Genomic DNA, 21409 nt, shown 5'->3' with positions numbered 1-21409 from the left:
CATATATCTGCCTAGATCCAAAATCAGGACCGGGACAGAGGGAGCAAACAATCAAAACGTCTAGGGATGTTTCCTATGCCTTCTTCCTATTTGGAAGAAGGTTTTTTTGCACTCTGGCCCTGTTAAAAAACAGGGAGGCTAAAAAGGATGAAAACAACAAAAAGTTTTCTCAAGATGAAAAGAGAAGGCGAAAAAATTTCGATGGTAACGGCATATGATTATCCATCAGCGGTGATCTGTGAAAAGGCTGAGATGGATCTCATATTAGTCGGAGATTCTTTAGGAATGGTCGTATTAGGATACGATTCTACCATTCCCGTAACGCTGGAAGATATGATTCATCACACGAAAGCAGTAAAACGCGGGGCGCCGAATACGTTTATTGTCACAGACATGCCGTTTATGACCTATCATGGATCCATCGACGTCACACTGAACAATGCGAGAAGAATCATGCAGGAAAGTGGCGCAACTGCTGTAAAACTTGAAGGCGGAAAAGAAGTCATTTCTACTATAGAAGCATTAACGAACGCGGGTGTCCCTGTGATGGGACATCTAGGGCTAACTCCGCAGATGGTCGGAGTCATAGGCGGTTACAGTGTACAAGCGAAAGAAGAAGAAGAGGCAAATAGACTTTTAGAAGAATGTTTGTTGATAGAAAAAGCTGGAGCCTTTGCGATTGTACTAGAATGTGTGCCTCAGCAGCTTGCTGAGATTGCGGCAAAGAAACTGTCTATTCCCGTTATAGGAATCGGAGCAGGAAAACATACAGATGGTCAAGTGTTGGTCTACCATGACATGATCGGGTACGGTTTTCATCATATCCCTAAATTCGTGAAATCTTACGGAAATGTTAAAGATATGATGGTCAGAGGACTCGAGAAATACAAGAAAGATGTACAGCAGATAAAGTTCCCTGAGGAAAGCCACAGTTTTAACATGAAAGCAGAAACGATCGACCGTTTGTATGGAGGCGTTAAGTTATGATCATCGTAAAAACCATCAAAGAGATGCAGCACAATATGAAGGAAGTAAAAAGAACAGGGAAGACAATTGGATTTGTGCCTACTATGGGGTATCTTCATGAAGGACACCTTTCCTTAATTGAACGTGCGAAGCAAGAGTCTGATTTTGTTGCCGTAAGTATTTTTGTCAATCCGTTGCAATTTGGACCGAATGAAGATTTCGATCGTTATCCGCGGAATATCGAACGTGATAAAAAATTAGCTGAAGAAGCGGGGGCTGACGTACTTTTTTGTCCGGACACAAAGGAAATGTATCCAGATAAACCGGTTGTGACGGTCTCAGTAAACAGAAGAACGGATGCTCTTTGTGGAAAAAGCAGAATCGGACATTTTGACGGAGTGGCAACCGTTCTTACTAAACTGTTTCACATCGTATTACCGGATAAAGCGTTTTTCGGCTTAAAAGATGCTCAACAGGTTGCGGTCGTTCAAGGTCTTGTGGATGATTTTAATTTTCCAATTGAGATCGTTGGTTGTGAAACAAAACGAGAAGCAGATGGACTGGCGAAGAGCTCACGAAATGTTTATCTCACAGAAGAAGAAAGAAAACAAGCTCATCACTTGTATCAAAGCTTAGGAAAAGCTCAAGGCTGGTTATCGGACTGTGATAGTGGTGAGACAGAACAAAAGATGATAAAATACTTGGAGGAACATACGGTCGGAACGGTGGAATACTGTAAAGTTCTCTCGTACCCTGAACTACTTCCTCCTGAAAAAGATGACGAGAAGCTGATCATCGCTTTAAGTGTTAGATTCAGCAAAGCTCGATTAATTGATAATGTTATTATAGATAACGTATTAGTGAAACAAGGAAGTGGGGAAGAAACATGTTCCGTACATTAATGAAAGCTAAAATACACCGTGCAACTGTAACGGAATCAAACTTAAACTACGTTGGAAGCATCACGATCGATGAAGATATTTTAGATGCAGTTGATATGATTCCGAACGAAAAAGTACAAATTGTAAATAATAATAATGGTGCTCGTTTTGAGACTTATATTATTCCTGGAAAAAGAGGAAGCGGCGTGATGTGTTTAAATGGTGCTGCAGCAAGACTCGTTCAGGAAGGAGATACGATTATTGTTATTTCTTATGCCATGTTTGATGAGGCAGAAGCTAAGAACCATCAGCCAAAAGTGGCAATCATGGACAAGAATAATAAGATACAAGAAATGCTCGGTGTTGAACCTGAGGCTACCGTCTACTAATTAAGTACAACTGATTTTTTGTTAGCCCAGGGGAATGAGGTGAAGAGGCTATGACACGTCGATATGTCGTTATCGATTTTGAAACAACAGGAAATTCAGCAACAAGAGGAGACCGGATTATCCAGATCGGAGCGGTCGTCGTTGAGGCAGGACAGATAACGGACAGATATTCTACGTTCATCCAGCCAGGCGTTCCCATCCCCCCTTTTATTGAACAATTAACAGGCATCAATGATGATATGGTCAAAGATGCTCCGTTATTTGAAGAAGTAGCGCCAAAGCTCCTTCAGATGCTTGAAGGGGCTTATTTTGTTGCACATAACGTAATGTTTGACTATTCATTCTTGCAAGGGGAGCTCGACCGTTGCGGTTACTCCAGGCTATCTATGCCACTTATTGATACTGTTGAACTGTCCAGATTGCTTCTTCTAGGGGCAGATGGCTATCAGCTCGGAATGCTTGCCGAATACTTAGGTCTCAAACATGATAATCCGCATCAAGCCGATAGCGATGCAGAAGTTACGGCCATGCTTCTCATACATCTATTAGAGAAGCTTAAAGCTTTACCTTTAATGACACTCGAACGTCTAACTCCATTTTTGAAAAAATTGCAGAGTTCACTTGAAAATATTGTAAGGGATATAATCAGTGATAAGTCCGTGTTTTTAGCGGACGAAGAAACATATGATTTTTACCGGAAACTTGCTCTTAAGAAGACTTCTAAACCTGCTGTGAATGAATCTTATGATGCTCTTGAGGGTGTAGATGCTTCTGATTTAGAACAAAGTTTGCAAAAGCATATGACTAATTATGAGATCCGTGAGAGTCAGCAAAAGATGGTAGAGCTTGTTGACGAAGCTCTTCATACGAATCAGCATCTCGTTATTGAGGCAGGAACTGGGGTAGGAAAATCGCTAGGTTATCTCATACCAGGTGTTCGTTTTGCAAAGGAAAACGAACGTCCTATCGTGGTTTCAACACACACCGTTCAATTGCAGCAGCAGTTGTTGGAACGTGACGTGCCTCTATTAAAGAAAATCATGCCCTTTGATTTCACAGCAACTTTATTAAAAGGCAGAAATCATTACTTATGTTTGAGGAAGTTTGAACACACGCTTCAGGATCATCAGGAAGACAATTATGATACGAACTTTACCAAAGCGCAATTGATCATATGGCTGACTGAAACAGAGCAGGGGGATGTTGAAGAACTATCCATGGCATCCGGCGGAAAACTATTTTGGAATACAGTAAAGAGCGATGCGAATTCATGCTTGAATCATCGTTGTCCTTGGTTTTCGAGATGCTATTATCATAAGCAAAGAAGAGCCGCTCATGAATCTGATCTTGTCATTACAAATCATGCTTTAATTTTTACAGATTTAAAATCTGACTCACAGTTGCTTCCTTCTTATAAAGAGGCAGTGTTGGATGAGGCGCATCATATTGAAGAAGTAGTGAGTGATCATTTTGGTAAAGAAACCGATTATTTTACATTCATTAAACTTCTAGACAGACTATCTTTAACAGAAAGTGAAGGGATGATGAATACGTTAAGAGAACTATCTGATCTTTTGGAAGTTCCAAAGTATGAAACCTATTTAGCAAAATGGGACAATCTGTTTCAAGATACGAAAAATGAACTTGATGACCTTTTTAAACAAATCAAAACGATTTGCTTATCGAAAGCGAAATCTGCACGTTCATCAGAAATAATAAAACATACACTTCGTTATTCGCATAAAGATATAGAATCCGCCCTCTTTGAACCAGTTCTTGAGATGGAAGAGAGAACGAAACAGTATATTGGAGATCTGGTGAAGCCTGTTAAACGACTGCTAAAGAAGTTTGATCAGTTTGAAGAACATCTCACCGTGAAACAAAAGGGGTTCTTAGTCGATATTGAAGGCGTTCTAAATGATCTGCAGGATGAAGCTACAGTGCTTCATCACCTACTTTCTTGTCCGCTATCAGAGGAAGTATATTGGATGGAAGCAGAATCAAAAGGCCCGAGACATGCCGTTACCCTTTTTGCAAAACCGGTTGAGATCGATCAGATTCTAGCTGATCAATTTTTCGGTAAGAAAAGCAGTGTTGTCTTAACATCCGCAACAATGAGTGTAAGAAACAAGTTCAGTTATATTTCCGAACGCCTTGGATTACTCGATTTCGGTCCTTTGAACGCACAGCTTCCATCTCCTTTTAAATATGAGGAACAAGCGAAGCTGATGGTTCCGACCGATATCCCACTCATTAACGAGGTCGATCAAAAAACGTTTGTAGCGAAGATTTCAACCTCTTTATACGAGATCGCAAAAGTGACGAAAGGCCGTATGCTCGTTCTGTTTACTTCATATGAAATGTTAAAAGAAACACATATTGCTTTTAAATCCATGATGGACCAGGAAGAGTTCATGTTGATTGCACAAGGGGTTGACAGCGGGAGCAGAGCAAGGCTGACTAAGAATTTTCAGCGGTTTGATAACGCTATTCTTTTCGGGACAAGCAGTTTTTGGGAAGGAATCGATATCCCAGGGGATGATCTTTCCTGTCTAGTCATTATCAGACTTCCGTTTACACCTCCAGATCAACCTGTAATGGCAGCGAAAAGTGAGAAATTAAAAGCGGAAGGTGGAAATCCTTTCTATGATCTTTCACTTCCTCAAGCCATCATTCGCTTCAAACAAGGCTTCGGCCGATTGGTAAGAAGCAGTAGAGATAAAGGGGCAGTCTTTGTTTTTGACAGACGGATGATTGAGACGCGTTACGGAAAATCGTTCATTCAATCCTTGCCTAAACTGCCCGTTTCCATTAAACCGGTGAACGAGTTGGTTGAAGAACTCAGGGAATGGATGGATTAAATAAAAAAGCTGACACACAAGGAGATTTAAGCTTGTGATGTTGGCTTTTCGTTTATGGGAAAGGTTGTTTTGTATAATTTCTAAGAGGATTTTGAAAGTAGTTGATTTCCGCTCCAGGTGCTCCCTTTCCACGGGGCGTGCGGTGAGCCTCCTGCCGCTACTCGCCAATAGGAGTCTCCACCTGACCGCTCGTCCCGTAGGAGTCTCGCACCTTGCGCTCCAATCAACTTTCCTTAGAAGAAAAAGAGAAACACCAAAATCAACGATCTAAACGGCTCTGAAAGTTGCTATTTTTGAATGTTGCTTTGAAAGAGATAAGTCTTGATCATCTCTAAGGTTTGAAAACTTACAGCTACTTAGAGAAGAGATTTTAGAAAGATGTGACTTTCTCTTTGTTGCATCAAATGAGATATGTAATATTCATCATTGCGTGTTAATTGGAGTGGAAGGGCGAGACGCATACAGGATGAGTGGGACAGGTGAGACCTTTTAATGACGCTTAGCGGCAAACGGGCTCACCGCACACCCTGAGGAAAGCGAGTCCTGCAGCGGAAATTAACAACTATCAAAAGCAACAAAGGTAAACCTGACTAAAAAAAGCGCCCTGTATGGTTGAATCTTCTCCTTTATTTAGGCATTCTAAAGTACCACTTTAAAAGAATTTCTGATATAGTAAACAGGGATAAGTTTCAAAGTATAGGAGGAAGAACGATGGAAAGTAAAATTGAGGTTCTTTCTACAGTTAAGGTGGACAAATCTAGTGATTTGTACAAAGTTGTTTCAGAATTGAACAAAACATTAAAGCACCAAGATTTAATGTTTGGGCTTGCGTTAGATGACGAGAATAAAGAGAAGATGATATTTACGATCTATCGCACATAGAGAGGCTGAAATATGGGAAAAAAGTGGATACTTATTATTATTGGAATTTTGATTCTGACAAGCTGGCAGGCCTATTATCTTTATAACGGAGTGTTTGCCGAGCAGCAGAAAAAAGAAGCTGCAGCCATTGAACTTGCCAAAAAAGAATTAAATCTCAAAACAGTTACAAATATAGATCACTTTTTTAAAAATGAAACCTACTATGTAGTAGAGGGCAAAAATGACCAGGGAACTGACATGATTGCCTGGGTAGGCAGTGATAAAGAGATTTATTCCGAAAAGGCAAAAGAAGGCTTATCAGAAAAACAAATGATTGATTATGTGAAAAAGAACCAAAATGCGGTTAAGATTATTGACAGTCGATTAGGCATGGAAGATGAGATTCCGTTATGGGAGGTCGTCTACATCGATGATCAAGATCGTTATACGTATTACTATGGATACTTTGAAACAGGAAAACGGTACGAGATCTACCGTCTTAAAGAATCAGAACAGTAAAAGCGGAGGGATATAGAAATGAAACTTGCAAAACGAGTGGAGGCATTGACTCCTTCAACAACACTAGCTATTACAGCAAAAGCAAACGCACTTAAAGCAGAGGGGCACAATGTAATCGGCCTCGGCGCAGGGGAACCGGATTTTAACACACCTATACATATTATTGAAGCTGCTTATCAGTCTATGAAAGAAGGACATACAAAATATACAGCTTCTGGCGGTCTGCTTTCTCTTAAAAAAGCAATCGCGAACAAATTAAAGCAGGATCAAGGACTCACTTATGATACATCTGAGATTATCGTGAGTACAGGGGCGAAGCATTCTCTTTATTCCTTGTTCCAGGCAATTATCGATGAGGGTGACGAAGTGATCATCCCTATACCATATTGGGTAAGTTATCCTGAACAAGTGAAACTTGCAGGTGGAGAGCCTGTCTATGTAGAAGGAAAAGAAGAGAACCAATTTAAGATTACAGCAGAAGATTTGAAAGCATCAATCACAAAACAGACAAAAGCGTTAATATTAAATTCTCCTAGCAATCCGACGGGTTCACTGTATACAGCTGAAGAGCTGAAGGCGATTGGTGAAGTCTGCCTTCAAGAAGACGTGTTAATCGTTTCTGATGAAATCTACGAAAAACTAATTTATGACGGTGCTAAGCACACATCTATTGCTGAACTTTCTCAAGAGCTAAGAGAGCAGACGATTATCATCAATGGTCTTTCAAAGTCACATTCGATGACTGGATGGAGAATCGGATTCGCAGCTGGAAACGCTAAGATCATTAAGGCTATGACAAACTTGGATAGTCACAGTACATCGAATCCAACCACTATTTCTCAGCATGGTGCTCTAGCGGCATACAATGGGACACAAGAGCCTGTTGAAGAGATGCGTAAAGCTTTTGAAGAGCGATTGAACAAAGTTTATGAACGCCTGATCACTCTTCCTGGCATTAGTTGTGTAAAACCAAAGGGTGCATTCTATCTGTTCCCGAATGCGAAAGAAGCTGTTGAGATGACAGGTTTTGGATCTGTAGATGAATGGGTGGAAGCGATCTTAGAGGAAGAAAAAGTAGCTTTAGTTCCAGGATCCGGATTTGGTGCTCCTGAAAATGTTCGACTTTCATATGCGACTTCACTAGATACGATCATGGAAGCGCTGGACCGAATTGAACGTTTTATCACCCGACATTCAAAGAAAGATTGATTTTCTGTGAGCGGTCATTCATAATTTTTTAGTATAGACTGATTTTAGAAACAGTGGAGGTACATTTTGTGAAAACTACTATTAAAAAGCTACATGAACATGTTGGTGAGTCTGTAACCATTGGTGCTTGGCTCTCGAATAAACGTTCTTCAGGTAAAATTGCTTTCTTGCAGTTGCGTGATGGAACAGGCTTCGTTCAAGGTGTCGTTGTAAAAAGCGAAGTGGGCGATGAAATCTTTGCAAAAGCGAAAGGATTGACTCAAGAGTCTAGTCTTTACGTAACAGGTAAGGTAAAAGAGGACGAGCGTTCACCACTTGGTGTGGAACTTGAAGTAACGGATGTTGAAGTGTTGCATCAAGCGGTGGATTATCCAATCACTCCGAAAGAGCATGGAACAGAATTCTTGATGGATCACCGTCATCTTTGGATTCGATCAAAGCGTCAGCACAGCATTTTAAAGATCAGAAACGAAATCATCCATGCTGTAAATGAATTCTTTTATAACAATGACTTTATAAAAGTAGATCCTCCGATTCTTACAGGAAGCTCTGCTGAAGGAACAACATCTTTGTTCCATACGAAATACTTTGAAGAAGATGCTTATCTTTCTCAAAGCGGACAGCTTTATATGGAAGCTGCAGCGATGGCACTTGGAAAAGTATATTCTTTCGGACCGACTTTTCGAGCTGAAAAATCCAAGACACGCCGTCACTTGATCGAGTTCTGGATGATCGAACCTGAGATGGCATTCGTTGAACACGAAGAATCTCTTGAAATTCAAGAACAGTTCATCTCGCACATCGTTCAATCTGTTCTTAAGCGCTGTGAAAATGAGTTGAAGACGCTAGGAAGAGATGTTTCCAAATTAGAGAACGTAAAAGCTCCTTTCCCACGTATCTCGTATGATGATGCCATCAAACTTTTAAAGGAAAAAGGATTTGATGATATCGAATGGGGTGATGATTTTGGTGCTCCTCACGAGACAGCCATTGCTGAGAGCTTTGATAAGCCGGTATTTATCACAAACTACCCTAAAGACATTAAAGCTTTCTATATGAAACCAGATCCAAACAGAGAAGATGTCGTATTATGTGCTGACTTGATCGCTCCTGAAGGGTATGGAGAGATTATCGGAGGAAGCCAACGTATCGACGACTTATCACTAATGGAAAAACGTTACGAGGAGCATGGATTAACAGACGATGCTTACAAGTGGTATCTTGAGCTAAGAAAATACGGAAGCGTGCCACATTCCGGATTTGGTCTTGGCTTAGAGCGAACAGTAGCATGGATCTCTGGAGCGGAACACGTTCGTGAGACAATTCCATTCCCTCGTTTATTGAACCGTTTGTATCCTTAATAAATATGAAAAATCTCCCTGCATTAGGGAGATTTTTTTCTTAGCGTTATAAAAAAGTAGCGTAAGTTCTTATGCTATAATGGTACAAGAGGTGTTGCAAGTGAACGGAAAGTTATTTGAGAAATGGATGTCAGAAGGCTCTATCAGCATACCAAACATGCTTTTAAAATCATATAAGAAGATTGGACTTTCAGACACTGAGTGTATGTTGTTTATACAGCTTCATGTCTTTATAGAATCGGGAAACTATTTTCCTACTCCGGTAGAACTGGCGGAGCGGATGACGGCTTCATCACATGAGATGTCTTCTATGCTTCGTACGCTAGTAGGAAGAGGGCTTCTTGGAATGGATCAATACGAGGATAAAGAAAAAGGCGTCTATTTTGAGGCGTATACATTGCAACCATTATGGAACAGACTGATGGAAACTTTAAAAGAAGAAGAACAGATTCAGAAAGAGACCAATAAAGAACAACTGGAACAGAATGTATTTGTTCTGTTCGAAAAAGAATTCGGACGGCCGCTTTCTCCGATGGAACTTGAAACGATAAAGATTTGGATGGATGAAGACCGGCAATCTCCAGAGCTCATACTAACCGCATTAAAGGAAGCCGTTTTATCAGGTAAGCTAAACTTTAGATACATTGACCGCATTCTGTTTGAATGGAAGAAAAACGGCATCAAGACACCAGAAGCGGCAAAGCAGTATGGAGAGAAGTTCCGTGTTCGTCAACTGCAAAAGTCTGGTCAATCCGATAAAATAAGAAAAGACAATGAATTAAAACGACCGGTCTATAATTGGCTTGAATCATAATCGTAAAAACTAACAGACCCTGATTAAAGGGGTCTTCTTTTTCATTACAGGAGGAATGCCATCGTGTTAAACAAAGCTCAGATTCAATTTTGTCTGGAACAGATCGAGGATATGTTTCCGGACGCTCATTGTGAGCTGAATCACTCCAATCCGTTCGAGTTGACGATAGCCGTCCTGCTATCTGCACAATGTACGGATGCCCTTGTAAATAAGGTAACACCAAAACTTTTTGAAAAATATAAGACTCCTCAAGATTACCTCAATGTTTCTCTCGAAGAGCTACAAGACGATATCAGATCCATCGGACTTTATCGCAATAAGGCGAAGAACATACAAAAATTATGTGAACGGTTGCTTAACGAGTACGGTGGAGAGATTCCAAAAGACCGTGATGAACTGATTAAGCTTCCGGGTGTTGGAAGGAAAACAGCAAATGTCGTCGTTTCTGTTGCTTATGATGTTCCAGCCATTGCGGTCGATACCCATGTAGAACGCGTCTCTAAAAGACTGGGGATCTGCAGATGGAAAGATTCTGTCTTGCAAGTGGAAGAAACACTGATGAGGAAGATTCCAAAAAGATTATGGGGAGCAACACACCATCGCCTGATCTTCTTTGGTCGATATCATTGTAAGGCACAGAACCCTAACTGTCCGGAATGTCCACTCCTATCGATATGCCGTGAAGGAAAAAAGCGGATGAACCAGAAAGCGAAGAAGAAATGATTTCTTTAAATACTCACAGACTGACTCAAATAGATAGAGTCAGTTTTTTCTTAATCAAAAACGGATATATTTGTAAATTTTATGTAATAGATCTTAATTTTTATGTGATCATAGGAGATTTTTATGTGAGTAAACTTTGTTACAAAAAGGAGGAAGCTCAATTTGGACAAATTCAGGGAGCAATTAACAGAGGTTTTTAATGAGTGGAAAGAAACTAATCCTTTTATTACAGAATGCTTCAAAAATCGTGACCGAAATCGTGCAAAGAAGCCGATGGAGTACTCTTTTAAGCAGTTCATCAGAGCGTTGTTTTACGGTAACAAAATGATGACAGATGAAAGGATGGTAATTAACTGGAAAGACAACTTAAAAAATCTTGATCGACTGCCAGTAAACGCTAAAGAACGACTTTCATTCATCGAGGAACAGCTAGACCATTACCAATCTTTTATTCAGTTAAGTGAATTATTTTCAGAATGGGAAAAGAAAAGTGTCATACTTTTTAAGGGGAAAACATAAGGACAAGTCAATTGGACATATGATGAGAGCATGAGAGGTTTCTAGGAGGGGTATCATGCAGATTCATGTTGTAAAAAAAGGCGATTCCTTATGGAAGATTTCACAGTATTACAAACTTCCTTGGCAAGAGCTCGCTACGGTAAACAGGCTGACGTCGAAAGATATACTTTCTGTTGGCCAGACGTTATTTATTCCTACACCTTTTACGTATACTGTTCAGCCTGGAGATACACTAAAAGAGATCGGGGATATGATCGGGGTAACTGTTGAACAGCTACAACAGGCGAACCCTGGTGTCACCGATGCGAATCTCATTGCCGGAAAGCAATTAAATGTACCTCAGCGAACAAAAAAAGAATTGATTACAAATGTATTTGCTGAGCCCGTTCCAAAAGCGAAACAAAACTTTGCTGATGCTGCAAAGGGTTTGAGTTATCTTACAATGTTCAGTTATGAGGTAAATGAAAAGGGCGATTTTAAGTCTTTGGATGATACTGACTTTTTAAAAGAGGCAAAAAATAAAAACGTAAAACCAATCCTGTCTATAACAAATATAAAAGATGGGGAGTTCAGTGAAGAGGTAGGTACAGCGATTCTTACAAATAAAGACATCACGAATAAAGTGATCGATCGCTCTTTAGTTATAATGAAGGAAAAAGGATATCAAGGGATATCTGTTGATTTTGAGTTCTTAGGAAAGAAGAATAAAGAAGCTTATAATCAATTTTTAAGGACACTTACACAAAAGATGCATCAGCAGAATTATATCGTGATGACAGCAGTAGCACCAAAGACCAGTGCCACACAGACAGGTGAATGGTACGAATCCCATGATTATAAAGCTCATGGGGAGATCGTGGACTATGTTATTCTGATGACTTATGAATGGGGATACAGCGGCGGACCACCGATGGCCGTGAGTCCAATTTCTTCGGTAAAGGAAGTACTGGATTATGCGGTAAGTGAAATCGATCCGAAGAAGATATTAATGGGGATAAATCTTTATGGGTACGACTGGAAGCTTCCTTATAAACCAGGAGGGGAATTTGCTAAAGCATTGAATCCTGTTCAGGCAACACAACTTGCAGGTAAAATGCGTGCAGCCATTAAGTACAGCAGAAAAGATGAAGCGCCATTCTTTAGATATTGGGATAAAGATAAGAAGGAACATATCGTGTGGTTTGAAGATTTAAGGAGTATGAAAGCAAAATTTGATATCGTCGATCAATATGGGTTTGCAGGCGTGAGCTTCTGGAACTTATCATTCGGGTATCCTGTGTTCTGGAACTACTTAGTAGACCGATATCTTATAAAATCATAAAAACAGCCAGATGATCACCCTGATCATCTGGCTGTTTTTTGTTTGTTATTGATTGAATGGAGGGAACTGAAGGCCTCTGCCGCCTTCCTCTTCTCCTTCTCCTTCACCTCCACCTTGACCAGGAGGAGGGGTTCCAGGAGTTCCGGGTTCTTGACCAGGAGGTGGTTCTGTACCAGGTTCCTCGCCAGGAGGCGGTGGAGTACCCGGTTCACCTTCACCAGGAGGTGTGCCTGGTTCGCCTTCACCAGGTGGAGGTGTTCCCGGCTCGCCTTCACTAGGCGGCTGCGGTGGCTGTTCTCCCTCCGGTGCTTCGATTGTGATTGATGTTGTCGCAGGTTCGCTTTCAGTGTTGTTTTCACTGTCTACTGCTATCACTTGGAACGTGTATTTACCAGGAGCAGGGGATGGAACAACAAATTTCGTATCGTTGATCGTTGCTCTTTCCTGCATAGGTCCATCATTATAGCTTGCAAAGACCTTAAAGGTAACACCTTCTTTTTTCTTATACTTCCATTTAACTTCAATCTCATTTTTCTTTTCATCAAATTTTGCTTCAAGTCCTTCAATACCAGTAGCTTTCTCAAACTTGTCGCTTACATCTGGCAGTTTAGAACCTTTAACGAACAGTTCGATAATTTTTTCGGAATTCGGTGTAAACTCACTTGCTCGTTTTCCGGTTCCTTTTTCCATAGGAACTTCAATAACAGATTTAGGTTTCTTGAAGTCTGTATTCTTGTGCTTGAGCTGACTCATGATGTCTTTAAAGATCTGTTTTGAATAATCGTCTTTTGTATTATCGAGATACAATGCATTACCGTTATCATCTTGGTAGTTATCGTATCCTGTCCAAACCGTTGTGGTATATGTGGTCGTATACCCGGCCATCCAAGCATCTTTTGTAGCATTGCTCGGCATGCCGTATTTATCACGGATATCTTTAGGGAAGTTAGTCGTTCCTGTTTTTCCTGCTATATTTAATCCGCTCACGTTGGCTTGGGTACCTGTTCCGCGTTTCATAACGTCTTTTAGCATATCTGTGATCATATAAGCCGTGTAATCTTTCATGGCTGCTTTCGGTTCTGGGTCGACTTCAACGACTTTGCCGTCTGGGAACTCAATTTTACGGATCGTTGTCGGCTTCGTATAAACACCGCCGTTTCCGAATGCTTGATAGGCACCAGCAAGCGTTAGTGGTGAAATTCCTTTTTCAAAACCGCCGATCGCATACGATGGGTAAGTCGTATCTGGATTTAGATCGAATCCAAGTTTGTTAGCGAAATCGGTAGCTTCTTCAGGACCTACTTCTTGGAATGTCTGTACAGCTGTTGTATTTTTGGATTCAACAAGTGCTTGGCGCATCGTGATGTCACCGACGTTTTTCTTATTAAAGTTGTTGATCGTAACATCACCGATCTTCACCGGTTTATCGTTCAGCATGTGAGCTGTGCTCCATTTTTTGTTCTCGATAGCTGGACCGTAATCAAGAATAGGTTTGATTGTGGATCCTGGCTGACGAGTAATGCGAGTAGAGTATTGGTTACTTAATTCGTCTCCTCGGCCGCTGCCGACAGCACGTATTGCACCTGTTTTTGTATCGATAATGGCTACACCTGACTGTAGTTTTTCATGCTCTGGTTTTAATTTAGCAGCTAATACATCTTCTGTAACTTGCTGAGCTTTTGGGTCGAGATTCGTATAGATTTTCAGACCAGAAGAATAGATGTCAGCTTCATCCAACCCTTCGATAGCCTTTAGATCATCCATGACCTGTTTGATATATGCGTCATAAGGGCGTGTTTCTGTTTTCACTTTACCAGGATTGATCGTTTCTTTAACAGAAATCTTTTTGGCTTTTTCTGCTTCTTCTTTTGAAATAAATTTGTGCTGCGCCATCAAGTTTAAGACAACGTTACGACGTTGTTCAGCTTCTTTTGGGTTTTTCGTCGGATCATAATAACTAGGTGCTTTAGGTAAACCTGCTAATAAAGCAGCCTCATGTACTTCCAACTCACTAACATCTTTGTTGAAATAAGTTTTTGCAGCTGTTGCAATTCCGTATGCACTATTACCAAAATAAATCTTATTTAAATACATTTCTAGAATCTGATTCTTCGAATACTTCTGTTCTAACTGAACAGATAGATAAGCTTCACGGATCTTTCTCGTAAGGGATTTTTCATTAGTCAGAATCGTGTTCTTAATGACTTGCTGAGAGATCGTACTTGCACCTTCAGCCCCAAATCCTTGTGTTACGTTCGCGAATGCTGCACCGAATAACCGTTTTACGTCAATACCGCTATGTTTACGGAAACGCACATCCTCGGTTGCGATAAATGCATTTTGAACAGGTTCAGGAATTTCATTTATCTTTACTCTGATTCTTCTTTCTTGTCCGGAAACAAGCGAAACTTCTTTATCGTTCATATCCATGATCTTGGAAGAGACAGGAGTTTCTAGCTTCTTCGGATCAAGTTTTGGAGAAGTCGCTGCAATGACGCCTACGGTTAATAGTCCTAATAATCCTAAAATAACTGCAAGCAAGAGGAGCGTTTTCTTCCAATTGCGTCTTGGCATTTTCGTTTTCTTCGCCGGACTGGAGCCATTTTTAGATGACTTTCTTCGTTCCTGCCGGCTTCGGTAATCATTTGACATAGCTTTACCAACCTTTCACCTTCATAAAAAACTAACATTATATCAATATTCGTGCCTTATTCGTGGTTTATGAACAATCAAGGGGAGTAGAGAAATAGACACGGTCCACTGTTTCTAAATAGTTCAATCTAGGTTGATACCCGTTAGTTATAGAATGTCCTTTTTCCTCTATTTCACCCTTAGGTATAGATTTTCTCCCCATGTTCTGTTCCTTCCAATAATGAATGAGATACGAGCTATCCAGAAGAAAGCTTTCATCGGTAGAGGAGAATCGAAGAATAATAAACGATATTCCTCCATGATCTAAAATCTGTTGCATATGTGTGATCTGATGCTCATGAAAATTCTTGAGCGGAAAACTCGTCTTGTTCTTAGTTTCCTTTGCTTCAAAGTCAATATATCTTCCCTTATACACACCGTTGTAGTCGGTTGTAGAGGCGAGTTTAAAATATGCTTCACGAATGACCGCCGCAGATCGTTTCGGATATTCAACATTCACGATCTGAACAGGAGTCGGTTTTTTGTGAATGATCGCTTTATTCGTTAAAAGATAAAATTGATTGCTTTGATTGATATCGTCTTCTAGCGACATTCCTCTGTTGCTATACGATACTTCCTTTTTAACAGAAGAGGGGGAAGACGGACGTGTTTTGATAACAGAATTCGCTTTCTTACCATTTGGATAATGAAAAGTCCCCATGATTCATCTCCTTTAATGAAAGATGGCTATGCGCATTATTACGAAAATAGATACACATAGCCGCGTTTAGTTTACTTTTCTAATAGTACAGAAAGTTCATCTTCTTTAAAACCCATAATGACCTGTTTGCCCTCTTCTGTGCTGATCACAGTTACAGGAGTAGCAGAAGCACCCAGATCCATGACTTCCTTCATATAGCTTTGGTTTTTTCGTATGTCGCGTTCTTCAAATTCGATATCATTTGCTTTCAGCCACTCTTTTTCTGCGAAGCACGGAGGGCATGTTTCCTGTGTGTAGATGATTACTTTCTTCTCCAATGTTTATGCCTCCTTTTTCCAATTTGCATCTTTCATAAAGATTAGTTTACTCCTTTTTCGTACGCGATACAAATATTTTATAATGCTGAAGCTAACGATAAAAGAATAAGGAAAAACATAGGAGGTACAGCGTGGAACTGCAATATCCGGATATTATTAAAATGATCTGCAAAAAGACGATTTCACAAAATCGTGATAATATTTCACGTACCGTAAGTTATGCCTCTTTTTTTAAAAGAAACCCTGAGATAAGATGGGCCATGCTCGCTAGCCTTGTTTCAAGGAATGCAGGTTATAGCATGTGTGATCTAAAAGGAGAATGGCTTCCAAGGTTCTTGTCTCGAGATACTAGGAAACATTTATTTTATACATATGAACGGGCAAACTGGCTGATCTTCCAGGATGCTTTTCCTCAGCTGCTTCTTTATGAGTACAGCAAGGAGAAAGGAGTTCCCTTATTTGATCTCCTTGATTGCTTTTATGTTTCTTCATTTATGAAAGAAGAATGGCACCGCTTTTGGATCGAGAAAGATCTAAAGCGATTATGCACATCATTAATCATCAATGAACAGCATGTGATTGAAAAACCTCTGATCAGACATCCTTTTTATAGAATGAGGGTATTCAAAAAGATCCCTTTTCTTCTTCAAGACTATATGCATTTTAGTACGGTACTATTTCCAGTCTTGTCCGGAGATGTATACGGAATTTCCGTTCATGGATTTAAATCGGTTAAAAAGAGAATCGAAACAGGGAAGATGCTTTACTCCCTTTTATTTGAATCGCGATGGAGTAAAGAGATTATCCGATTCTCTGATGCAGTGACCCATACGGGATCGAGACATGATTTTGAACGGTTTGTGTATCCAAAAAAAATCAGGGAGACTCCAATGCTTAGAATGGTCTATCCAATTGTTAATCATCATAGGAAGACAATGAAAGACTGGTATCGAAATGGAATGAATCTGGAGGTGTTTTATAAACCATCTAAGAATATAGAAAAACCTTACCTTACAGATTGGTATAAACAAAAACAGAGACAGATTAAAATGGGTATCCTGCTAAAGGAATGGATTCAAAATCTTTAAAAAGCAAATAAAAAGACGGCAAGAATATGCCGTCTTTTCTAATGTTACGTGCTAGGAATATCGGGACCTTCTAGTTTTTTATCACCATAACCTGTGTTTTGCTTCTGTTCTGTTTTTTCAGTTCCTTGCTGCTGTGAGTACTGATCTTGTCTTTGCTGCTGTTTGCTTTCTTCGTTCATTATTGTGCACCTCCTTTTACAAGCGTGAACTTTTATTAGTTTTACGGTAGAAGCGACCGAATATACAAACAATCAACAATTAGCTGTCGAAATAAAGTTAATTAAGTGTTTTTGCACTTTCTTTGCCGAATAAAAACTAGTTTTGTCACGTATGAAGGGGTTAGGAGGATACAGAACGAAATTAGTTCCTACAAGAAAACGGGGAGGGATTCATAATGGAAATGGTGCTGAAGACCAAAACTGTCTCTGAAGAACTTGGGGTGAATCCGACAACAGTTCAGCGTTGGGTTAGACATTTTAATATTCCATGTGAGAAGAACGAGCATGGCCATTATTTGTTCAAACAGGAAGACATCGAGCAGTTGAGGGAGATCAAGGCTCAGCTAGATAATGGATTACTGATGAATGATATTCAAATCCAGTCTTCGCAAACATCCGAAAAATCCGTAGAACTGCCAACCCAGTTTGAAGAGAAGTTTGATCGTCTAAACAAAGCCATTAAAGAACTAGAAAAAAAAGTGGAAGAGAAAGCTGATTCTGTTGTATCTTACCAAATGCTTCAGCATGCTTCCGAACTAGAAGAACTTATAAAGAAGATAGAAAACATGGAAGCACGGCTGCAGGACCTTGAGGTAGCTATACTGAAGAACAATTACCCTGAAGAAAAACTTTATGTAAAAGAAAAACCAAAAAAGAACTGGTTTGTGAGTCTGTTTACTTTATAAAACGAAATGAAAAGTGTAAGTCTCTTCATTCTTTGGTACGATATAAAGAATGGGGGGACTTTTTTTATGAGCACTTTATACGATAAAACCACAGAATTAATCGCTGATATCAATGAAGCGTTTCATATTTACAAAACGGTTACAAAGGTAAGAGAAGCAGAAGCTGATTTTTATAGTGAAGTTAAGCCGTTTGCAGACCGCATTCATTCTAGAGTAAAAGAATGGGAGCCGCTCGCGCGAGAATGGGTCATCACGAATAAACCTAAATACTTATATCCCATTCAGATCAAAACCGCAGCTGAAAACATCGGTTACTTGGGCGTTTATGTTTTTCAAAAAAACATGAAAGATAAACGCATCACGGAAATGGTAAAATCGGTTTTATATGTACTAAATCAAATGAAAGAGCAATTAAATGAACAGGGGAAATAAAATTTCACGTACCGTACATTAAATTTACTTTTTAAATAAAGGAGCGAGCAAGATGTATCATCCATCGGTTTATGATAATCTAAAGGTTGTGCTAGAAGGTGCTGTATATGATTTAGATTTTGCTGGCGCGATAGAAATTGTAGATCGAAAAGATTTAGTGGATCTTGCCGTAATCAGCAGACATTACTCAATCGATTTTTTAGTTTCGGAAATTAGCCGGTCTTTTAAAGGAAACCTTACTTTAACGGCTAATCTAGAAAATTACGCTACTGAAAAATTAAAAGATAATCCTGAAGGAGCGGGCAGCAAGCTTTCCATAAATATAGAAACACCGGTCTATGAAATTGAAACAGATTGTAAACAACTACAATCCATCTTAAAAAAATGGTATGAAGGCGATTTAAAAGGAGATATTCAGCAAAAACTTACCTATATATATGGAGAATCTAGAAACGTATTCAGTAATACGGTCTCCATACACTTGCAAAAGCCTTTTTCTGAAGAAGAACCTGAACGTTTTTCTATCGTTCTTGAACAGGTTATTGCGTCTATGAAAGAAATGAATGAATATTTTAAGGGGTATAAAAAATGACACAATTGATACATAGTTTTCCGGAATTTATCCAAAACGCGTGGAATAAGAGTGGATTCACATCATTGACAGATATTCAGGAGCGAGCAATTCCGAGTTTGTTAGAGAATAAAGATGTTGTTATTGAATCGCCGACTGGAACAGGGAAAACTCTTGCTTATGCTTTACCAGCACTTGCAAAGTTAAAGCCAGAAATTAAAAATGCACAAGTCGTATTTCTTGCACCGACAAGAGAACTTGCTATGCAGATCTATGAAGTTTGCCAGAAGTTCACTGAAAATAGCGGACTAAGTGGAGCTTCTTTGATTGGTGGAGCCAACATGCAGAGACAGCTTGATAAATTAAAGAAAAAACCTCAATACATCGTTGGAACACCCGGACGAGTTAAAGAATTGATACAGAATAAAAAACTGAAGGTCCATGAAGTAAAAACGATTGTTATCGATGAAGCAGATCATATCATTGAGGCTGGCTTTAACAACGATGTTGAACAGGTAATTAATGCAACTTTAAGAGATCGCCAACTTGTGTTTGTTTCAGCGACCATTAATAAAAAAACAGAAGACTGGTCAAGTAAATTAGCAGTCGAACCTATCGTTATTAAAGTGGATAAACAAGAGACAGCTAGTCAGGTCACACATACGTTTATGGTATCGGAATACCGTGATAAGGTGGATAACCTTCGAAAGCTGATCCGTCATACACCTGGAATTAAAGCGATGGTTTTTGTCAACAGTTCTATAAAGATGGATGAATTCGCTTCAAAACTTGAATACAAGAAGATTAAACTTGGTGTTCTTGCTGGTAATTCAACAAAACAGGAAAGACAAAAGGTAATAAATGATTTCAAACGAGGCAAAATCCCTGTACTGTTAACTACTGATGTTGCGACGCGCGGTCTGGATATTCCTGATGTGACACACGTCGTCCACCTTGAGCTTCCTGAAGATATTAAACAATATGTTCACCGTTCAGGAAGAACTGGAAGAATGAGTAAGGAGGGAACCGTTGTTTCCCTCGTAACAAAAGCTGAATTATCATCTGTGAAAAAATGGACATCAAATCTAAATGTTCCACTGCAAAAGCAGCTTTTGGAGAGAGGGAATGTCGTTATAGAAGAGGTACAGAATAATTCTCAACATAAAAATGGGAAACCTGTAATTAAAAAGTCAACGCCAAAGAAAAGGAATTCTTAAACCTCCATTACTAAAAAGGATTTAAGCTTCAAAAGATAGAATCTCTCTTTAAAGGAGAGAGGAACTTTGGAAACGAGAGAATTTTTATATTCTCATTTCGAGTATCACTTATAAGTAAATAGAAAAGCATGCGGCTACCAAGCTGCATGCTTTTTTTGTGGAATTCGATTGAAAGACTTTTATTTTTTGAAAAGTTGTACCCAGGCTCCTTCATAATAAGCAACCCCGATTAAATCATAGTTAGAGCTTAATATGTTTTGTCTATGGCCTGGGCTGTTCATCCAATCGTTCATAACGGCTTGGGCTGATGTCTGGCCTTTTGCAATGTTTTCACCAGCTGCAGTGTAATCGATACCAAAGTTGCGCATCATGTCAAAAGGTGAACCGTAAGTAGGTGAATTGTGGTCGAAATAATTATGAGCAATCATATCTTTAGCTTTCACTAAAGCGACGTTACAAAGTTCAGCATCAAGTGTTAATGGGGCAAGTCCTGCTTTTTGACGCTCTTGATTCACCAATTGTGAAACTTGAGTAGCGTATGCACCAACGGAAGATGGAGCTGAGGCAGGTGCAGCAGATTTTTGTACAGCCGAAGCTGGAAGATCTAGAACTTGTCCAGGATAAACCCAGTTAATTTGCCGTACTTGAGGGTTTGCCTGTTTAATTGCCCATAGACTAACATTTGACGCCGAAGCGATTTTATATAATGTGTCTCCTGTTTTAACGGTATATTGTTTTGAAGAGGTTGGAACATAAAGAGTTTGTCCAGCATAAATCGATGAACTTTTTAATAAGTTCATTCCGATCACACTCTTCATACTTACATTTTTATCTTGAGCAATACTCCAAAGAGTATCATTATGCTTAACCACATAAGGTGTCGCTGCATATGTTGCAGACCCCATCAAAAGAAAAGCAGAAAGACTTAAAGCAGCAATTTTTAAACGCATAAGTATCCTCCGAAATCCCCAGTTCCTCCAACGAATCCCACTAATAAAATATTCACACAATGAAAGCGCTGAAACAACTGGGAATGGAAGAGAATTTTTGTAAATAAATGTATAGCTCTTTTATGATAAATTAAAAGATTTTGAGTGATACTGT

General features: G+C 39.6%; 22 protein-coding genes. 17 read left to right on the top strand and 5 right to left on the bottom strand.

Annotation, left to right across the window (positions count from 1 at the left end; all coding sequences use genetic code 11):
* Positions 1-147: 147 nt before the first annotated feature.
* The 12 genes from panB (at position 148) to M3206_RS10810 (ending at position 12424) form a co-directional block, all read left to right on the top strand.
* A complete protein-coding gene (panB, locus tag M3206_RS10865) occupies positions 148-987 on the top strand; it encodes a 3-methyl-2-oxobutanoate hydroxymethyltransferase (protein WP_251312546.1) in 840 nt (279 codons plus the stop codon).
* The gene (panC, locus tag M3206_RS10860; RefSeq protein ID WP_251312545.1) at positions 984-1868 is read left to right on the top strand and encodes a pantoate--beta-alanine ligase; all 885 of its coding nucleotides are present in this window, start codon (positions 984-986) and stop codon (positions 1866-1868) included. The genes panB and panC overlap by 4 nt, the downstream gene beginning before the upstream one ends.
* The gene (panD, locus tag M3206_RS10855; RefSeq protein WP_251312544.1) at positions 1853-2236 is read left to right on the top strand and encodes an aspartate 1-decarboxylase; all 384 of its coding nucleotides are present in this window, start codon (positions 1853-1855) and stop codon (positions 2234-2236) included. The genes panC and panD overlap by 16 nt, the downstream gene beginning before the upstream one ends.
* Positions 2237-2286: 50 nt before the next feature.
* Positions 2287-5097 (top strand): ATP-dependent DNA helicase DinG, encoded by a 2811-nt coding sequence (gene dinG, locus M3206_RS10850; RefSeq protein WP_251312543.1) that lies wholly within the window; start codon positions 2287-2289, stop codon positions 5095-5097.
* Between the two features lie 711 nt (positions 5098-5808).
* Positions 5809-5979 (top strand): YpmA family protein, encoded by a 171-nt coding sequence (locus M3206_RS10845; protein WP_077364085.1) that lies wholly within the window; start codon positions 5809-5811, stop codon positions 5977-5979.
* A 12-nt stretch (positions 5980-5991) separates the two neighbouring features.
* Entirely contained in the window at positions 5992-6477 is a 486-nt protein-coding gene (locus M3206_RS10840; RefSeq protein ID WP_251312542.1) for a DUF5590 domain-containing protein, read from the top strand.
* A gap of 18 nt (positions 6478-6495) precedes the next feature.
* Complete coding sequence (locus tag M3206_RS10835; protein ID WP_251312541.1) at positions 6496-7686, top strand: pyridoxal phosphate-dependent aminotransferase; 1191 nt, start codon at positions 6496-6498, stop codon at positions 7684-7686.
* A 68-nt stretch (positions 7687-7754) separates the two neighbouring features.
* On the top strand, positions 7755-9047 hold the full coding sequence (gene asnS, locus M3206_RS10830; RefSeq protein WP_251312540.1) for an asparagine--tRNA ligase: 1293 nt from the start codon (positions 7755-7757) through the stop codon (positions 9045-9047).
* A 100-nt stretch (positions 9048-9147) separates the two neighbouring features.
* Positions 9148-9861: a DnaD domain-containing protein gene (locus M3206_RS10825; protein ID WP_251312539.1), complete on the top strand. Its 714-nt coding sequence runs from the start codon at positions 9148-9150 to the stop codon at positions 9859-9861.
* Positions 9862-9924: 63 nt separating this feature from the next.
* The gene (nth, locus tag M3206_RS10820; RefSeq protein WP_251312538.1) at positions 9925-10584 is read left to right on the top strand and encodes an endonuclease III; all 660 of its coding nucleotides are present in this window, start codon (positions 9925-9927) and stop codon (positions 10582-10584) included.
* Between the two features lie 162 nt (positions 10585-10746).
* Positions 10747-11103 carry a YpoC family protein gene (locus M3206_RS10815; RefSeq protein ID WP_251312537.1) on the top strand — a complete coding sequence of 119 codons (357 nt, stop codon included), beginning with the start codon at positions 10747-10749 and terminating at the stop codon, positions 11101-11103.
* A gap of 55 nt (positions 11104-11158) precedes the next feature.
* Complete coding sequence (locus M3206_RS10810; RefSeq protein ID WP_251312536.1) at positions 11159-12424, top strand: glycosyl hydrolase family 18 protein; 1266 nt, start codon at positions 11159-11161, stop codon at positions 12422-12424.
* 45 nt (positions 12425-12469) lie between these two features.
* Here the strand turns inward: M3206_RS10810 and M3206_RS10805 are convergent, their stop codons facing one another.
* The 3 genes from M3206_RS10805 to M3206_RS10795 form a co-directional block, all read right to left on the bottom strand.
* The gene (locus M3206_RS10805) at positions 12470-15076 is read right to left on the bottom strand and encodes a transglycosylase domain-containing protein (RefSeq protein WP_251312535.1); all 2607 of its coding nucleotides are present in this window, start codon (positions 15074-15076) and stop codon (positions 12470-12472) included.
* A gap of 67 nt (positions 15077-15143) precedes the next feature.
* The gene (gene recU, locus M3206_RS10800; protein WP_251312534.1) at positions 15144-15776 is read right to left on the bottom strand and encodes a Holliday junction resolvase RecU; all 633 of its coding nucleotides are present in this window, start codon (positions 15774-15776) and stop codon (positions 15144-15146) included.
* A 71-nt stretch (positions 15777-15847) separates the two neighbouring features.
* Positions 15848-16093 carry a glutaredoxin family protein gene (locus M3206_RS10795; RefSeq protein WP_251312533.1) on the bottom strand — a complete coding sequence of 82 codons (246 nt, stop codon included), beginning with the start codon at positions 16091-16093 and terminating at the stop codon, positions 15848-15850.
* A gap of 131 nt (positions 16094-16224) precedes the next feature.
* Here M3206_RS10795 and M3206_RS10790 point away from each other — a divergent pair, with 131 nt between their 5' ends.
* A complete protein-coding gene (locus M3206_RS10790) occupies positions 16225-17181 on the top strand; it encodes a DUF2515 family protein (RefSeq protein WP_251312532.1) in 957 nt (318 codons plus the stop codon).
* 44 nt (positions 17182-17225) lie between these two features.
* On the opposite strand, the gene M3206_RS19000 is transcribed toward M3206_RS10790, so the two are convergent.
* On the bottom strand, positions 17226-17360 hold the full coding sequence (locus M3206_RS19000; protein WP_285876912.1) for a hypothetical protein: 135 nt from the start codon (positions 17358-17360) through the stop codon (positions 17226-17228).
* A 215-nt stretch (positions 17361-17575) separates the two neighbouring features.
* Here M3206_RS19000 and racA point away from each other — a divergent pair, with 215 nt between their 5' ends.
* The 4 genes from racA to M3206_RS10770 all read left to right on the top strand — a co-directional run bounded on the left by racA (position 17576) and on the right by M3206_RS10770 (position 20305).
* A complete protein-coding gene (gene racA / locus M3206_RS10785) occupies positions 17576-18085 on the top strand; it encodes a chromosome-anchoring protein RacA (RefSeq protein WP_251312531.1) in 510 nt (169 codons plus the stop codon).
* Between the two features lie 66 nt (positions 18086-18151).
* Positions 18152-18517, top strand: coding sequence for a YppE family protein (locus M3206_RS10780; protein WP_251312530.1), 366 nt, complete (start codon positions 18152-18154; stop codon positions 18515-18517).
* 52 nt (positions 18518-18569) lie between these two features.
* A complete protein-coding gene (locus M3206_RS10775) occupies positions 18570-19109 on the top strand; it encodes a hypothetical protein (RefSeq protein ID WP_251312529.1) in 540 nt (179 codons plus the stop codon).
* Between the two features lie 5 nt (positions 19110-19114).
* Complete coding sequence (locus M3206_RS10770) at positions 19115-20305, top strand: DEAD/DEAH box helicase (RefSeq protein ID WP_425590729.1); 1191 nt, start codon at positions 19115-19117, stop codon at positions 20303-20305.
* A gap of 179 nt (positions 20306-20484) precedes the next feature.
* Here M3206_RS10770 and M3206_RS10765 read toward each other — a convergent pair whose 3' ends face one another.
* Complete coding sequence (locus M3206_RS10765) at positions 20485-21255, bottom strand: LysM peptidoglycan-binding domain-containing protein (RefSeq protein ID WP_251312527.1); 771 nt, start codon at positions 21253-21255, stop codon at positions 20485-20487.
* Between the last annotated feature and the right edge of the window lie 154 nt (positions 21256-21409).

Source organism: Fictibacillus phosphorivorans (assembly GCF_023715845.1).
In the GTDB taxonomy this organism is placed as follows: Bacteria; Bacillota; Bacilli; order Bacillales; family Fictibacillaceae; genus Fictibacillus; species Fictibacillus phosphorivorans_D.
This window is presented reverse-complemented; position numbering and strand designations above follow the sequence as displayed.

Excerpts from the sequence above, each read along its gene's own strand:
- panB (WP_251312546.1), top strand. The coding sequence starts at position 148 with ATGAAAACAACAAAAAGTTTTCTCAAGATGAAAAGAGAAGGCGAAAAA.
- panC (WP_251312545.1), top strand. The coding sequence starts at position 984 with ATGATCATCGTAAAAACCATCAAAGAGATGCAGCACAATATGAAGGAA.
- panD (WP_251312544.1), top strand. The coding sequence starts at position 1,853 with ATGTTCCGTACATTAATGAAAGCTAAAATACACCGTGCAACTGTAACG.
- dinG (WP_251312543.1), top strand. The coding sequence starts at position 2,287 with ATGACACGTCGATATGTCGTTATCGATTTTGAAACAACAGGAAATTCA.
- M3206_RS10845 (WP_077364085.1), top strand. The coding sequence starts at position 5,809 with ATGGAAAGTAAAATTGAGGTTCTTTCTACAGTTAAGGTGGACAAATCT.
- M3206_RS10840 (WP_251312542.1), top strand. The coding sequence starts at position 5,992 with ATGGGAAAAAAGTGGATACTTATTATTATTGGAATTTTGATTCTGACA.
- M3206_RS10835 (WP_251312541.1), top strand. The coding sequence starts at position 6,496 with ATGAAACTTGCAAAACGAGTGGAGGCATTGACTCCTTCAACAACACTA.
- M3206_RS10810 (WP_251312536.1), top strand. The coding sequence starts at position 11,159 with ATGCAGATTCATGTTGTAAAAAAAGGCGATTCCTTATGGAAGATTTCA.
- M3206_RS10805 (WP_251312535.1), bottom strand. The coding sequence starts at position 15,076 with ATGTCAAATGATTACCGAAGCCGGCAGGAACGAAGAAAGTCATCTAAA.
- recU (WP_251312534.1), bottom strand. The coding sequence starts at position 15,776 with ATGGGGACTTTTCATTATCCAAATGGTAAGAAAGCGAATTCTGTTATC.
- M3206_RS19000 (WP_285876912.1), bottom strand. The coding sequence starts at position 17,360 with ATGAACGAAGAAAGCAAACAGCAGCAAAGACAAGATCAGTACTCACAG.
- racA (WP_251312531.1), top strand. The coding sequence starts at position 17,576 with ATGGAAATGGTGCTGAAGACCAAAACTGTCTCTGAAGAACTTGGGGTG.
- M3206_RS10780 (WP_251312530.1), top strand. The coding sequence starts at position 18,152 with ATGAGCACTTTATACGATAAAACCACAGAATTAATCGCTGATATCAAT.
- M3206_RS10775 (WP_251312529.1), top strand. The coding sequence starts at position 18,570 with ATGTATCATCCATCGGTTTATGATAATCTAAAGGTTGTGCTAGAAGGT.
- M3206_RS10765 (WP_251312527.1), bottom strand. The coding sequence starts at position 21,255 with ATGCGTTTAAAAATTGCTGCTTTAAGTCTTTCTGCTTTTCTTTTGATG.